Source organism: Helicobacter felis ATCC 49179 (genome assembly GCF_000200595.1).
GTDB classification, from domain to species: domain Bacteria; phylum Campylobacterota; class Campylobacteria; order Campylobacterales; family Helicobacteraceae; genus Helicobacter; species Helicobacter felis.
Genome location: NC_014810.2, coordinates 710,351 through 724,779, shown reverse-complemented (window position 1 = coordinate 724,779; position 14,429 = coordinate 710,351). Strand labels below are relative to the sequence as shown.

General features: G+C 44.7%; 15 protein-coding genes. 9 read left to right on the top strand and 6 right to left on the bottom strand.

Annotated elements, in window-relative coordinates; translation table 11 throughout:
• Positions 1 to 22 precede the first annotated feature (22 nt).
• Complete coding sequence (locus HFELIS_RS03670; RefSeq protein ID WP_269446226.1) at positions 23 to 1,147, top strand: outer membrane protein; 1,125 nt, start codon at positions 23 to 25, stop codon at positions 1,145 to 1,147.
• Here HFELIS_RS03670 and sppA read toward each other — a convergent pair.
• A complete protein-coding gene (sppA, locus tag HFELIS_RS03665; protein WP_013469187.1) occupies positions 1,144 to 2,001 on the bottom strand; it encodes a signal peptide peptidase SppA in 858 nt (285 codons plus the stop codon). The two genes, HFELIS_RS03670 and sppA, sit on opposite strands and share 4 nt — an antisense overlap.
• A gap of 57 nt (positions 2,002 to 2,058) precedes the next feature.
• On the opposite strand from sppA, the gene HFELIS_RS03660 reads away from it, so the two are divergent.
• From HFELIS_RS03660 to HFELIS_RS03630, 7 genes are read left to right on the top strand one after another with little or no spacing between them, the layout of a single operon-like run.
• Complete coding sequence (locus HFELIS_RS03660) at positions 2,059 to 2,277, top strand: hypothetical protein (RefSeq protein ID WP_013469186.1); 219 nt, start codon at positions 2,059 to 2,061, stop codon at positions 2,275 to 2,277.
• Entirely contained in the window at positions 2,278 to 3,630 is a 1,353-nt protein-coding gene (locus HFELIS_RS03655) for an MFS transporter (protein ID WP_013469185.1), read from the top strand.
• A gap of 13 nt (positions 3,631 to 3,643) precedes the next feature.
• Positions 3,644 to 4,414 (top strand): tRNA 2-thiocytidine(32) synthetase TtcA, encoded by a 771-nt coding sequence (locus HFELIS_RS03650; protein ID WP_013469184.1) that lies wholly within the window; start codon positions 3,644 to 3,646, stop codon positions 4,412 to 4,414.
• 1 nt (position 4,415) lies between these two features.
• Positions 4,416 to 5,534, top strand: a complete 1,119-nt coding sequence (locus HFELIS_RS03645; RefSeq protein WP_013469183.1) for a TerC/Alx family metal homeostasis membrane protein — start codon at positions 4,416 to 4,418, stop codon at positions 5,532 to 5,534.
• Positions 5,535 to 5,555: 21 nt separating this feature from the next.
• Positions 5,556 to 6,506: a catalase family peroxidase gene (locus tag HFELIS_RS03640; protein WP_407918931.1), complete on the top strand. Its 951-nt coding sequence runs from the start codon at positions 5,556 to 5,558 to the stop codon at positions 6,504 to 6,506.
• Positions 6,507 to 7,367 (top strand): ATP-binding cassette domain-containing protein, encoded by an 861-nt coding sequence (locus HFELIS_RS03635; protein WP_013469181.1) that lies wholly within the window; start codon positions 6,507 to 6,509, stop codon positions 7,365 to 7,367.
• The gene (locus HFELIS_RS03630) at positions 7,367 to 7,996 is read left to right on the top strand and encodes a class II aldolase and adducin N-terminal domain-containing protein (protein ID WP_013469180.1); all 630 of its coding nucleotides are present in this window, start codon (positions 7,367 to 7,369) and stop codon (positions 7,994 to 7,996) included. The genes HFELIS_RS03635 and HFELIS_RS03630 overlap by 1 nt, the downstream gene beginning before the upstream one ends.
• 164 nt (positions 7,997 to 8,160) lie before the next feature.
• Here the strand turns inward: HFELIS_RS03630 and HFELIS_RS03625 are convergent, their stop codons facing one another.
• The 3 genes from HFELIS_RS03625 to secA form a co-directional block, all read right to left on the bottom strand.
• Positions 8,161 to 8,406, bottom strand: coding sequence for an RNA recognition motif domain-containing protein (locus tag HFELIS_RS03625; protein ID WP_013469179.1), 246 nt, complete (start codon positions 8,404 to 8,406; stop codon positions 8,161 to 8,163).
• A gap of 77 nt (positions 8,407 to 8,483) precedes the next feature.
• Complete coding sequence (locus tag HFELIS_RS03620; protein ID WP_013469178.1) at positions 8,484 to 9,716, bottom strand: ABC transporter permease; 1,233 nt, start codon at positions 9,714 to 9,716, stop codon at positions 8,484 to 8,486.
• Entirely contained in the window at positions 9,713 to 12,295 is a 2,583-nt protein-coding gene (gene secA, locus HFELIS_RS03615; RefSeq protein WP_013469177.1) for a preprotein translocase subunit SecA, read from the bottom strand. Before secA ends, HFELIS_RS03620 begins: the two co-directional genes overlap by 4 nt.
• A 78-nt stretch (positions 12,296 to 12,373) precedes the next feature.
• Between secA and lolA the strand changes: the two genes are divergently transcribed.
• Positions 12,374 to 12,889: a LolA-like outer membrane lipoprotein chaperone gene (gene lolA / locus HFELIS_RS03610; RefSeq protein ID WP_013469176.1), complete on the top strand. Its 516-nt coding sequence runs from the start codon at positions 12,374 to 12,376 to the stop codon at positions 12,887 to 12,889.
• Here the strand turns inward: lolA and HFELIS_RS03605 are convergent.
• Together HFELIS_RS03605 and HFELIS_RS03600 are read right to left on the bottom strand one after the other, a co-directional pair.
• Positions 12,883 to 14,010 carry a glycosyltransferase family 4 protein gene (locus tag HFELIS_RS03605; RefSeq protein ID WP_013469175.1) on the bottom strand — a complete coding sequence of 376 codons (1,128 nt, stop codon included), beginning with the start codon at positions 14,008 to 14,010 and terminating at the stop codon, positions 12,883 to 12,885. The genes lolA and HFELIS_RS03605 overlap by 7 nt on opposite strands.
• Positions 14,010 to 14,429 (bottom strand): PaaI family thioesterase, encoded by a 420-nt coding sequence (locus HFELIS_RS03600; RefSeq protein WP_013469174.1) that lies wholly within the window; start codon positions 14,427 to 14,429, stop codon positions 14,010 to 14,012. The genes HFELIS_RS03605 and HFELIS_RS03600 overlap by 1 nt, the downstream gene beginning before the upstream one ends.

Below are 14,429 nucleotides of genomic sequence, written 5' to 3'. Positions count from 1 at the left end.
GCTAATGATAGTTAATAACTCTATGCGCGTATTATCAAAAGACATTTTTCTACGCTTTAGTCTTTGTGCAGCATTAGGAATAGGGCTTCTGCCTGCAGAGAAAAATGCAGGATTTATTGGAATTAGCTTACAAGTAGGACGGGCGGATAAAAAACTTGTGGGGGAGAAAAATGGGAAGATTTTTCAAATTCCTCAAGGCACGGTTGTTCTCACTGCAGCTAAACCAACGGAGGCCTATAGTAGTAGTAGTAGTAGTAGTACATTTAATGGAAGCACTGGGGGCAATGATTGTAACCCGGGGAATTGTAAAGCAGAATGGGATACTAGCGCAAACATGGCTAGCGACAATGCCAAAACCCCACAAGGTGCAGAAAACCCAGGGAGAAACGCGCCCATGTTTGGGGTGGGTGTGATTGCTGGCTACAAACAATTTTTTGGCAAAAAAAGGTGGTTTGGTCTGCGTTATTATGGCTTTTTTGATTATGGGCATAGCAATTTCTCTAACGCCACCGCCTCTAATTACACCAGTGTGTTTTTCCAAAATGACGACAAGGTCAATATGTACACCTATGGAGCAGGCACAGACATGCTCTTTAACATTATCAATAAAGATAAATTTAGTTTTGGTTTCTTTTTAGGGGTGCAGTTTGCAGGCAATACTTGGAATAGCAATAAGGTCAGTCGTTTTAATCAAGGCTACATGATTGGCACGGTGTCTGGGGTGTGCGCCTATATTCCAGATAGTGGGAATCCTTGCCAGTCTTCAGGAGGTGGAGGAGGTGGAGGAGGTGGAGGAGGTGGAGGAGGTGGAGGAGGTGGAGGAGGTGGAACGCAGACGGGCACAAATGGGGTCGTCAATCCTAATAGTCTTGTCACCACTGGAGCTCTTGCAAGCCGTGTACAAAGCACGCATTTTCAGTTTTTGGTCAATGTGGGGATTCGCACCAATATCATTGAACACCACGGGGTGGAGTTTGGCATTAAAATCCCCACCATTCCCCTCCTCTACTATCAAGGAAGTGCTAATAAAACAAGTAGCACCTCTAACGATGTATGTCCTAGCGGTTCATGTACTGGTAAATACACTTTGAGCGAAACCTTTAGACGGCAGTACTCCATGTATTTGCGCTATATTTATAACTTCTAGCGCAGTTGGTAGCCTAGAACCTGGCTCAATACTTGGCTACTGGATTGTAAAAATTTATCCATAAACATTTCCAAGCGATCTTTTTTAAGCCAAATAGGGTTTTTAACCTGAGTGAGCTTTTGCAGGGCGTAGACAGCCTGATCGTAAGTGCCCACATGATCGATGAGGTGCAAGTTGGCCGCTTGTGTTGCGCTAAAAATCTTGCCCTCAGCAAAGATATTAGATTTTTTAGGGTCTAAACCTCTAGCTTTAGCGACATCGCTCACAAACATATTGTATTGTTCGCTAAGCAAGTCCCCCAAAAACTGCTTTTCTTTATCTGTCCAAGCGCGCGTAAAAGTCCCCACCTCTTTATACTCTCCCTTAGCCATACCTTGCGATTTGATTCCTAATTTGTCCATCAAAGCGGCAATGTTAGCTCCACTAAAGATCACCCCAATAGAGCCCACCAACGCGCCCCGATTAGCATAAATCAAATTAGCCTGCATGCCTGTATAATAACTCCCACTAGCCATCACTCCCTGCACATAGGCGACAACTGGCATGGTTTTTCTAAGCGTAGCCACTATGTCGCTTAACTCCACACTTGCACTAATGCTCCCTCCGGGCGAATCGATGAGCAAGAGCACCCCCTTAATGCTAGGAATTTTAAGCACTCTATCTACCTGATCGCGAAAACTCTCGCTCTCAAAAATGGGGCCATGTAGGTAGATTTTGGCTAAATTTGGCTGGGCATGCCCCTCATCTTTGTTAAGCGAAAAAGCAAAAAAGAGAAGACTCAAAAAAACGAAAGTTTTAAAATACTTGGTGATAAAATCCAAGGGAGCGGTGATGATTTTGAATATTTTAGACATAATTTTCCTTAGTAGGGTGGATTTAAGACATGCTATAATAACAAAAAAAGAGATGATATGGCATGTAAGTTCTGTCCCAAGATTAAAGGGAGCGATCTCTTATTTGTGCTTGTGGCCGGAATCGCTTTTTATGGGGTGTATACCTACCAAATGCGGCAAGTTGAAAAAGAAACAGAAACCCAACGCGCGCAAGCGTTTAAAAAATTACAAGAAGCCTGTGTTTTACAACACAACAAAGAAGCATGCCAAAAAGTCTTCCCGGGCAAAGGACCTTAGTTGTTTAAACAAATTCTCCCTCTTGTGTTCGTTTCCTCATTACGCTTTTTAGGCCTTTTTATTGTCTTGCCCGTTATTTCCCTTTATGCGGCAAGTTTCCAAGCGTCCGCCTTGATGATGGGTTTAGCGGTAGGCGGGGCTTACCTCACCCAAATCTTGTTACAAACTCCTATTGGAATGCTCAGCGATCGTTTCAGCCGTAAAAAAGTCGTGGTGTGGTGTTTAGGGGTCTTTGTATTAGGTTCTTTGATCTGTTTTTTTGCACAAAGTGTAGGTTGGCTTGTAGTGGGGCGTTTTGTGCAGGGAATGGGAGCTGTAGGAGGGGTTTTAAGCGCGATGGTCGCTGATGTGGTGGAGGAGGAAAAGCGCACGCACGCGATGGCGATGATGGGGGCGGGGATTTTCTTGAGCTTCACTGTGGCGATGGTGGTGGGTCCTAGCGTAGGCGTGGCTTTTGGGGTAGAGTGGTTATTTTTTATCACAGCTATTTTAAGTATTTTTGCGATGATTCTTATGGCTTTTAGAGTTCCCGAACCTCCTAAAATTCTCTACTCTCTCAAAGAGAAACCCCGTCTCAGCGATGCGCTTAAAAACAAGGACATTTTTATTATTAATTGTTGCTCCTTTTTTGAAAAGTGTTTGATGACCCTAATTTTTGTGCTCATCCCTCTAGCCATTGTGCATGAGTTTAAAATGGATAAAAGCGTGCTTTGGAAGATTTACACAGCTGGAGCAGTGCTGGGCATGGTGAGTATGGCTCCTGCGGCCATCATTGCGGAGAAATTTGGCAAGGCGAAGGCGGTTGTACTAGCTGGGGTGGCGTGCTTTTTATTTGCCTATGCATGCCTAGCCTACGCCGATCGCAACACCACCTCTCCCATCCCTTGGCTTTTCATTATGGGAATTATGATTTTCTTTGTAGGTTTTGGTATCCTAGAGCCCATCATGCAATCCTTGGCGAGCAAATTTGCCAAAGCGCACCAACGCGGGCTGGTGTTAGGCATGTTTGTAACCTATGGCTATACGGGCTCTTTTGTGGGAGGGCTTTTAGGAGGTATAGGCTATACCTATTTGGGCGTGGAAAAATCTGCTTTTATTATCATGGGGGCATGCGTGCTTTGGGCTGTGCTCGCTCTTTGTTTGAGCAACCCTAACAAACAACAAAATGTTTATTTTCCCTTAGATGCCTTTGAACGCCAAAAATTTAGCGCGCTAGAAGAATTGCCCGGAATCCTAGAGTGGTATGTTAATGAAACGCAAAATACCATCATTGTCAAATATGATGCCTCTTTGCTCAGCGAAGAGCAAATCATCCAACACTCTCAAGCATTTAGAAAACCCTATTCTATTTAAAAAAAGGACACTTATGCCCTACACCATCAGTAAAAAAATTCTCAACACAGTTGGGCGCACTAACGCTACTTACAATCTCATCAACGAGGGCGATCGGATTTTAGTGGGTCTGAGCGGAGGCAAGGATTCGATCCTACTCTCTTGCTTGCTTGCGCGCATGAGAGCGCATGCTCCCTTTAACTTTGAGTTTAAAGCCATCACCGTGCATTATGGCCTTAATGAAGACTTGGAATGGTTGAGTCAACTTTGCACTGAGCAAAATATCCCCTATGAGATTGTGCGCACCAACATCGCCCAAACCATCCGCGAGAAAAGACGCGAACAGAGTTCTTATTGTAGTTTTTGCTCGCGTATGCGCCGCGGAGTGCTCTATAATTACGCCCTAGAAAATGGCTATAACAAGCTCGCCCTAGCCCATCACCTCGATGACGCGGTAGAAAGCTTTTTTATGAATTTTACCTATAATGGCAGTCTGCGCAGCATGCCCCCCATTTACAAAGCAGAAAATGGGCTTTTTGTGATCCGCCCGCTCATCCACATCCGCGAGCGCCAAAGTATTGACTTTGTCAAATCCCAAAACATCCCCACAGCTCCTGATTGTAATTGCCCCGCCAAACAACCCGACTCAGACAAGCCTCCCATCGCTAGGTCTGCGACTAAATATTTTTTACAAGAGATGGAGCGCAACAACCCTACCCTCTTTACTTCCCTTAAAAACGCCTTTTGCAATGTGCATGCCAATAGTTTTAGCGATCAAATCTTCTTAGACGCACAAGGAGCCTAGCATGGGTTTAGACCTCATTGTTTTTATTGTATTTATGGTGGCTGCATTGGTGATTGACTTTAAAGCGCACCAACAAGACCAAGTCGTTACTCTCAAGAGTGCGGGACTTTGGTCCATCTTTTGGGTAGGAACAGCCTTAGTCTTTGCGCTCTATTTATTTTGGCATGATGGCAAAGAAAGCATGTCCCTCTTTTTAACCGGGTATGTGTTAGAAAAAGCCCTCTCTGTAGATAATCTCTTTGTAATCATGGCGATTTTTAGTTGGTTTAAAATCCCAGATATTTATCGCCACCGCGTGCTTTATTATGGCATTTTAGGCGCGATCATCTTCCGCCTTATTTTTGTCTTGATCGGAAGTGGTTTAATGCACCTCTCAGGCTATGTAGAAATTCTCTTTGGTCTGTTGGTGGGCTATAGCTGTGTGGTCATGCTCAAAAACCAAAACCAAGAAGAATCCGAGCACAAAGAGGAAGATTACTCCCAACACATGGCCTATAAATTGGTCTATAAATTTTTCCCCGTCTATCCTAAATTAGTCGGTCATGATTTCTTTATCAAAAAGTCAGAATTGCAAAATTTGGAAAAAAATTTAGAAGGCCAAGAGGTGAATGCCTTCCACCACCAAAGCGCTTTTGAAAAAGCTAAACTGATCGCCACACCCTTATTTCTCTGCTTGGCCGTGATCGAACTGAGCGATGTGATGTTTGCTTTTGATAGCGTGCCTGCTGTGATTGCAGTGAGCAAAGAACCCTTGATTATTTACAGCGCGATGATGTTTGCGATTTTGGGGCTAAGAAGCCTTTATTTCGTCTTGGAAGTGCTCAAGGGGTATTTGGTGTATTTAGAAAAAAGTGTCGTGGTGGTGTTGGGCTTTATCAGTCTCAAGCTCATTTTAGGCGCAACCAAGCATCTTTTTGGCTTTGGTTTGGAAATCAGTCCCACCATTAGCCTTTACATCGTCTTAGGAGTGCTTGGTGGGGGTGTGTTGCTCAGTGTGCTTAAAAAACAAGAGAGTCAAGAAAAAACCCCGCATACAGATAGCAAATTTGAAAATTTAGAACAACGCTTGAGCGTGGTGGAGCAAAAATTAAAAGATTTAGAGGGCAAACAAAAAGATTAAAAAAGGAGTTGCATGCAGAGGCTGAAAAGGGTTCTATTCCCGCTACTAGGAGTCTTTTGTCTGTGCGCCCACGCTACAGAGGTCTATGATGCCCAAAAAATCGCGGATATTTTTTACCGCCTCAATGGCGAGGCGACTCATCCGCACAAAAAAATCAACCATGCCAAGGGATTTTGTGCCACCGGGCACTTTACTCCCAAAAATGCCGCGTATTTTGATATTCCTCTCTTAAAACAAACCACCCTAAAAGCGCAGGTGCGTTACTCTCTGGGTGGGGGTAACTTACAGGCTAGCGATGCCTCTAAAGCGCGCGGAATCGCGCTAAGCTTGCAAGGAGCCAAGCAATCCTGGACGATGGTCATGCTCAATACAGAAATCAATTTTGCGCGCACTCCTGAGGAATTTGGGCGTTTTTTTGAGATGCGCATTCCCAAAGAGGGCAAGCTCGATCAAGCCTACATTAAAGAGAGGATGCAAAAAGTCCCCTCTTATGCTAATTTTGCGCGTTATATGCAAAGTGTGGGGGTAACTTCTAGTGTAGCACACACGCCCTATTACAGCATCCACACTTTCTTTTTTAAAGATTCTAAAAGCAAGCTTCTGCCTGCGCGCTTTGCCCTTTTGCCTTTAGCTAAAGTGCGCACCTTGAGCCCAGAAGCCCTAAAAAAAGCCAAAACAGACTTTTTAGAGCAAGACTTTAAAAAGCAAATTGCTAAACACCCCATAGGCTATAAAATGGTGCTCATCTTGGCCAACCCGGGCGATCCCATCGATGACACCACGCAGTTATGGCATGGAAAACACAAAGAAATAGAGCTAGGACGCTTGGAAGTGGGCACATATAGCGGGCATGGATGCAATCAAGAGGTTTTTATGCCCAACAACCTGCCCGATGGGATTGAACCACCTAAAGACCCTCTTTTTCAAGTCCGCAATGAGGTTTATGCTCTCACTTTTGCAAGGCGGCAATAAGTGTTAGAACTTGCTCTGAGCAAAACACTTACAGGCGCGCAGGGCCCCTTTTGTTTAGAGGCGCATTTAAATTTGCCTGCAGAACAAATTAGTGCTATTTTAGGCCCTTCAGGTGTGGGTAAAAGCACGCTCTTACGCCTCCTTGCCGGCTTAGAGCAACCCGATCAAGGTCGCATTGTTTTTAAAGATCAAGTTTGGCTAGACACCAAGACTAAAATTTGCCTACCCCCCCAACAACGCCCTCTAGGTTTTGTCTTCCAAGATGGCGCGCTTTTCCCCCACTTAAATGTGCAGGAAAATATCACCTTTGGAAACAAGAATCCGCACACCTTTAAAGAAGTGGTAGATTTAATGGGACTTGAAGGGCTATTAAAACGATCTATTCACACTCTTTCAGGGGGGCAAAAACAGCGCGTAGCCCTTGCGCGCGCTTTACTACGCGCGCTTGGAACTAAGGACGCGTTATTGTGTTTAGATGAACCCTTGAGTGCCTTAGATGCGCCCAGTCGCCATGCGCTCCAAGAGGAACTAAAACGACTTAGTCAACATTTCAAACTCACCATATTGTTAGTTACCCACGATCTCCAAGAAGCGGTTGTTTTGGCCGACCATTTGGTCCATATCCATGTCCATGAAGATAAGCATTTTTGCACATCAGGAGATTTAAAAACTCTTTTAAACGCTCCGGTATCCCCCTCTTTGCTTGGGCGTGTTCTCCGCATTCAAGACAATATGTTAACCCTTGCCTTAGCCCAGCAACACCTCCAAGTGGCTTGTCCGCCAAAGTCCATCTTAAATGTAGGGGATTGGGTATGGCTGTGTTTTAAGGACTCTTCTTGGAGTTTGCGCAAGGCAGCCTGATGAATGTTCATGTGCGCGAAGTCAATGCTGAACTTTTAAGACAACTTCAAAAAGCTTCTCTGTCTATGTTTATGAGAGGTTGTTTTAGCATTTTCAGAGGCTCTATTTCTGCACGCGTGAGCGCGCGCCGCTTCGTTATCAATAAAAGAGATGCAATTTTTGATAGTTTGAGCGGAGATTCTTTTATGGTTGCCCAAGACACGCCAGATTATCGCTGGCAGGAGGCAAGCAAAGATACACCCATCCATGCACGCATTTATCAGGGGTGTAACGAAGCGCGCTTTGTGGTTTACGCCCGCCCGCCCTATGCGATCGCCTACTCTTTAGGCCATACACGCCTTGCACCCTTAGATTATATGGGGCGTACCCTTTTAGGAAATACAATCGAAATTTACGACCCAAAAGGTTATGGGGAGTGGCAAGAGCGCGCCCCGGCAGATATCTTGCGCCACTTGCAAGAGGGCGCGCGCAACTATATTTTTATTAAGGGATGTGGCATAGTGGCTTACGATCGCGAATTGCCCGGTCTATTAAAAACCCTTGATCTATTAGAGAGTAGTTGTCAAATTCTCCAACTAGCCGGTATGATGGATCATAGTTATGAAAACGATAAACGATTTGAAGTGTGAGGCACAGATAAAAAATGTTCCTGCACAAGTCAAAACATAGCAGAAAACCTCAAATAGAACAACACGCCAAAAGACTCAAAGGATTTCTGCAATAAGAAAAGAAAACTCTAAAAAACCTACAGAACAAGGGAAGAGCACCGCTCATCCCCAATAATTTGCTAAAACTAACGCCTAGGATTGGCCTCTGTAACGCGGATTGTGCGGCCCATAAAATCTGTATTGTCTAACGCGCTGATTGCCTTGGATGCGTCAGCATCTTCCATCTCTACAAAACCAAAACCTTTAGGTCTTTTGGTTTCGCGATCCTGAATAAGCTTCACGGAATGCACCGCTCCAAACTGACTATAAAGTCCCTCAACTTCCTGCTCTGTCGCGCTATAAACCAAGTTCCCAACATAAATATTTTTCAAGGGCTATCTCCACCAAATTTCTCGCCAGTCTAAGACCAACAGACTCCCTATTTTATTATAGTCTAGCTTAAATTACCCTACTCATTGCGCAAAACAGCGAGGGCATCTACACTTGCTGCTTTGCGCGCAGGGTAATATGAGGAGAGTGCTACAATGCACAATGCGCCTACTAGAGTGCCTGCAAAATCCACCATAGAAAGATCGAGGGGTAATTTATCGATTCCATAGACATCAGCAGGCAAAGAGATAATAGGAAAGGTGGCCAATATCCACATCACAATAAAGGCTAAAATTACGCCTAGAATAATACCCCCCACTCCAATCACCGCGCCTAAGTAAAAAAAAGCCCCTCTAATCTCTTGGGTGGTCGTGCCTAGGCTGAGTAAAAGGGCAATCTCTTTGCGCCGATTCATTACCACCATGAGTAAAGAACTAATAATATTGAGACTAGCCATTAAAATAATGAGCATCAATACAATAAAAAGTGCGCGTTTTTCTAGTGCCATCGCGGAAAAGAAATTCCCATTTTGTTGCCACCAGCCCTCAATATCCGCCCCATCATTGGGGATACTTTTGAGCGCTTCTTTAATTTTTGGCATATCCTCCATAGCATGGGCAGAATAGATATGCACCCCATCATAGATTCCCGGGGGCAAATTACGAATCGCGCTCAAAGCCTCTAAACTTGTGTAAAGATAGCTATTGTCATAGGCGTGCAAGCCCGATTCAAAAAAACCATCGACCCTAAAGCGTTTCATCGTAGGGGAGAGCACAAAGCCGGTAGGTTCTAGTTTTGTAAAAAAGAGATCAATTTGAGTGGCATGTCCTAGTGAGAGAGATTGGGCTAAAGTCTTGCCTATGACAATATGAAAAGGGTTGCTTTTAAAAGATTCAATTTGTGTTGGGGAAAGTCCCTTTTTTAAAACACTATTGAGCTGCAATTCTTTATCCATATCCACGCCAAATAGCATGCCCCCATTCACCATGCCCTGCGAGCGCACCACCACTTGGGATTGCAAATACGGGCTAAAGCGCAAGTTGGGGAATTTTTTCTCTAACGCGTTTAGAGTATTTTGTGAAATGCCAGAATAGCTAGTGGTATAGAGAGTGAGCGGATAATTCATGACAAAAAGCTTGTCTTCAAATTCCTTACTCATACCATTCATGATCGCCATCGCAACAATCAAAACCATCACTCCCACGGCGACCCCAAAGAAGGCCAAAAGGGCGGTGATACTAATAAAAGGCTGGTTTTTATCAAAGCGCAGGTAACGGCGCACCAAAAAAGAGATCAGGGCATGGGTTTTCATTCCGGTTTGGCGAAAATCCCTTTCTTGGGCCCGCTTTTGGCATGGCAATGTTTATATTTTTTGCCACTCCCACAATAGCAGGGGGCGTTTCTAGCAATGTTTTTAGGCGCGTTTTTGGATTCCATCTCCCAGTTGCTCAAGCCCAATTCGATCTCCGAATCGTTAAAATTAAGTTCCTCGTGCGCTTCCTCTAGGTCAGTAAAAAAGCGTTCTGTCTCCTCATGGCTGCGCGCGCCCAATTCCAACTTATGAAAAGTCTTGATCGCCTCTAGTTTAATGGAGTCGATGAGCTCCAAAAAGAGATTGTAGCTCTCTTTTTTATATTCCACTAAAGGGTCTTTTTGGTTATACCCTCTTAGACCTATGCCAGTTTTAAGATTGTCCATGGTGTAGAGGTGCTCGCGCCAAGCGTTATCTAAAATTTGCAAATAGATAATGCGCTCAATCTTGTTACGATCCTCAATATCTTGCATTTTAGTTTCGTATTCTCTCTCCAACGCCTCCACAATAAAAGCCTCCAAACCGGCCAAGCTAGCATCTTCAAGAGCTTCAAAATCAAGATGGGTGTTAAACTCCTCTTGCAAAACATGGGCGATACTCTCTAAATCTTGTTCACTAAACTCTTGGGCTTCAAAGGCTTGTTGAGCCTCTAAGATTTTCATCACGGCATATTGGCGATTCTCTTGAATGCGCACACTAATATCGTAAGTTTCATCTAATAATTCGTTGCGGAATTTATACACCGTCTTTCTTTGCTCATTGGCCACATCATCGTATTCTAAGAGATGTTTACGGCTTTCAAAATGCAGGGCTTCGACTTTCTTTTGAGCGTTCTCCACAGAGCGCGTTACTAGCCGTGATTCGATAAACTCCCCATCCTTAAGACCTAATTTCTCCATCACCCCCTTAATGCGATCGCTCCCAAAAATACGCAATAAGCTATCCTCAAGGCTCAAGTAAAATTGACTAACCCCCGGGTCTCCCTGCCGCCCGCTGCGTCCTCTAAGCTGGTTATCAATACGCCGACTCTCATGGCGCTCTGTGCCAATGATATACAGCCCGCCTAAAGCCTTGATCTCCTCACTCAGCTTAATATCCACCCCGCGCCCAGCCATGTTAGTAGCAATGGTTACCGCTCCCTTAAGCCCAGCATCTTTGATGATTTCAGCCTCTTTGGTGTGTTGTTTGGCATTGAGCACGGTGTGGGGAATACGCTCTTTTTGTAACAGGGCGTGCAAGACCTCGCTTTTTTGAATGCTCGCCGTGCCTACTAAAACCGGTTGCCCATTGGCGTGCAATTCCTTGATTTTGGCCACCACCGCTTCAAATTTTTCCTTCTCACTTTTATAGATGAGATCGTTTAAATCCTTGCGCTGGATGGGTAAATTTGTGGGCACAGAGACCACTTCTAAATTATAAATCTCTAAAAACTCGGTCGCCTCTGTTTGGGCTGTGCCCGTCATGCCCGCTAATTTCTCATAAAGCCTAAAGTAGTTTTGAAAAGTGATGTCGGCTAGGGTTTGGGTTTCCTCCTTGATGCCTACTTGTTCTTTAGCCTCTAGGGCTTGGTGTAAGCCCTCACTAAAACGCCGCCCCTCGCTCAAGCGCCCGGTAAACTCATCTACAATCACCACCTCACCATTTGCTACGACATAATCTTTATCCCGGGCAAAGAGATAATGGGCTTTTAAAGCCTGATCTAAATGGTGGGAGAGAATCGCATTTTCTAGGCTATAGAGGTTGTCTACCCCAAACAGCTCTTCAGCCTTTTTAATGCCCTCTTCGCTGATGAGAATCACGCGATTTTTTTCATCAATACTAAAATCCTGCCCGGCTTGCATGTTTTTAGCGACTTTGTCAGCCCGCTCGTAATTTTCCATGCGCTTGTTCACGGGCCCAGAGATGATGAGCGGGGTGCGGGCTTCATCAATTAGAATCGAATCTACTTCATCGATGATCGCAAAGACATGTTCTTTTTGCGCCTTTTGCTCTAGGGCGTATTTCATGTTATCGCGCAGATAATCAAAGCCAAATTCATTATTTGTGCCATAGACAATGTTATGGGCATAGACCTCTAGGCGCGCTTCATCAGCAATCCCGGCTGTGACAACCCCCACGCTATAGCCCAAGAAATTATAAAGAGGCTCCATCTCTCTAGCATCGCGCTGGGCTAGATAATCATTCACGGTTACTACATGCACACTGCGCCCACTCAGCGCATTTAATGCCACCGCTAAGGTAGCCACTAAGGTTTTCCCCTCACCTGTTTTCATCTCAGCGATCTTGCCCTCATGCAAGACCATCCCCCCGATGAGTTGCACATCAAAATGGCGCATGCCCAAAATACGTTTAGAGGCCTCGCGCGTGATCGCAAAACTCTCAGGCAAAACCTCTTGTAAGCTTTTTTCTTCATTTCTAACTTGGGTTTTCAAGTTTTCAAACCGGGTGCGTAGTTGGGTATTGTCCAATGCTTGGATTTCTGACTCTAGGGCATTGATCGCCGCTACGCGTTTTTGATAGACCTTAAGGGCACGCTGATTCTTAGTGCCAATAATTTTACTCACAAGACTTTTAATCATGTTCACCACTCATGTATTTGCGTAAGCGAGGATTTTAACAAATTTTTATACAATCGCGCCTAAAAGAAAAGGGGCTCTATGGGTTGGGTTTTGGCCTTTTGCTTGAGTGTGGTCAGTCTTTGGGGAGTGGAGCTGCATGTCAAAACTTTCAAGGCACATTTTAAGCAGGTGGTCATAGGTGAGGGACCTATTAACCCTGTTTATGAGGGCGAACTCTTTGCTAAGATACCCGATGCTGCTAAGTGGGTCTATAACAAACCCTCTAAGAAAGAAATCTACATGCGCGATAACCATGTCTTGGTGTATGAGCCACGATTAATGCAGGCTACCCTCACTAAATTAGATCAATCTTTAGATTTGTTTACTATTCTCAAAAAGGCTAAATTGCAAAAAGACGGTCGTTATAAGACCAAAGTCAAGGGCACAACCTATTACTTCACCCTGCAAGACCAACTCCCCCACACCCTAGAATTTAAAGACAAACTTCACAACAAGGTAGAGATCACCTTTAGTGCTATCCAAACCGACATGCCCTTAGAAGACTCCATGTTTATCTTCACTCTGCCTCAGGGCGTGGATTTGGTGCGTCAATAAATCTTTTTAAAATCCTCAATCACTTCTTGATACATCGCTAGGGCTTGCTCAATCGCCTTATCTAAGGTGTAACGCGTGGCGTTTTGCACATAGCGATCCTCTGCTTGCAAGCGTTCCTCTGGGTGATCTAGCCACCAATCAATTTTATCTGCCAAATCTCTAGGATCGTTGGATTTAAACAAAGAGCGATCGTCCAGGGCAAATTGATTGGTCGCGCTGATCTTGCTATCTGAGATAATGGGCACAATCCCGCAAGCCATCGCCTCCAAACACGCGATCGCCTCCCCTTCCACATCGGCCGTGTGCACATACAAATCGCATTGATAGAGCAGTTTCACAAGCTCGTCAGGCTCTAAAAAGCCAAAGTCCACCCGGTGGGCTAATTTACTCGCATGTTTTTGCAAAGAAGCAAGCTGAGGTCCCTGCCCCTTGAGATGTAATTGGATTTTTGCGGCGTGTTTACTTAAGTGAGCGGCTTCTATAAGGACTCGCTGGTTTTTCTCTGGAGAATAACGCCCCACCATCGCAATGTGATAGAGATCATCGCTTTTAGTGTTGTGAGGGCGAGGAGCGTACATAGGATCAAAGCCATTGGAGATAGCGTATTTTTTTCCTCCATAATTGTGTTTGATTAACTCAGACTTGATAAAAGGGGAGGGACAGTGGATATGTGTGAAGTGCTGGTAATAACTCTGCTTGAACCACCAAAAAAGCAGTCGATTGAGCCAACCTAAATTTTGCAATCTCATGTTATAGGTGATATGCTCGGGTTGGAGGTGGAAAGCCCCTACAAAGGGAATTTTCATCGCGCGCGCCACTTTAAGAGCCACTTTTTCTAGCTTAAAGGGTAAAAAAAGATGCACAATATCCGCCCCCTCAAAGGCTTGGCGCAAAGTTTTTTCATGGGGTTTACCAAAAAGAATATGTTGTTTGTGCGCTAATTTAGTAACCAAAGGGATATAGCGTTCTTTGAGGGCATAAAACCCCTCTCCCTGCACAAAGGGGGCGACCACGCGCACACTGTGCCCATGCTCTCTTAAGGCCTTGCAAAAACGCGCAGCGGTCATGGAAGTCCCATTGCTCTTATTTTCAAAGCTATCCACAACCAAAACAATAACCACTAATCTTCCTTAAAATTAAACTTAAAGGGGCGTTTTTCAAAGACTAAAATCTCAAAATCCCCCTCAAAAACTTTGATCTCCATAAACTCTCCCTCTACCCGTATGGTGGATTTTTTAGAACTGGTGTGGGTAATGGTGGCGTTAAAGTAAATCTCTTGTTTTATCTCAATGGGAGCTAGAAGATTGACCTTCATTGAGGAAATCAAACTATTCTTTTTGTTGAGCGCGCATAGGGCTGCAAAACTCGCCGCGCCCACGATAAAGCCTGCATGCACGACATCGTCTTCACAGAGCATAAACTCCTTAGGGGTCAAACAAACCGTGGCCTTACCCGACCCAAAGGAAATCAATTCTGCGCACAGATTTTGATCTAATCTCGTGCAAACTAGCAACCCTTCTTCTAAAGGAGCATCTGCCAT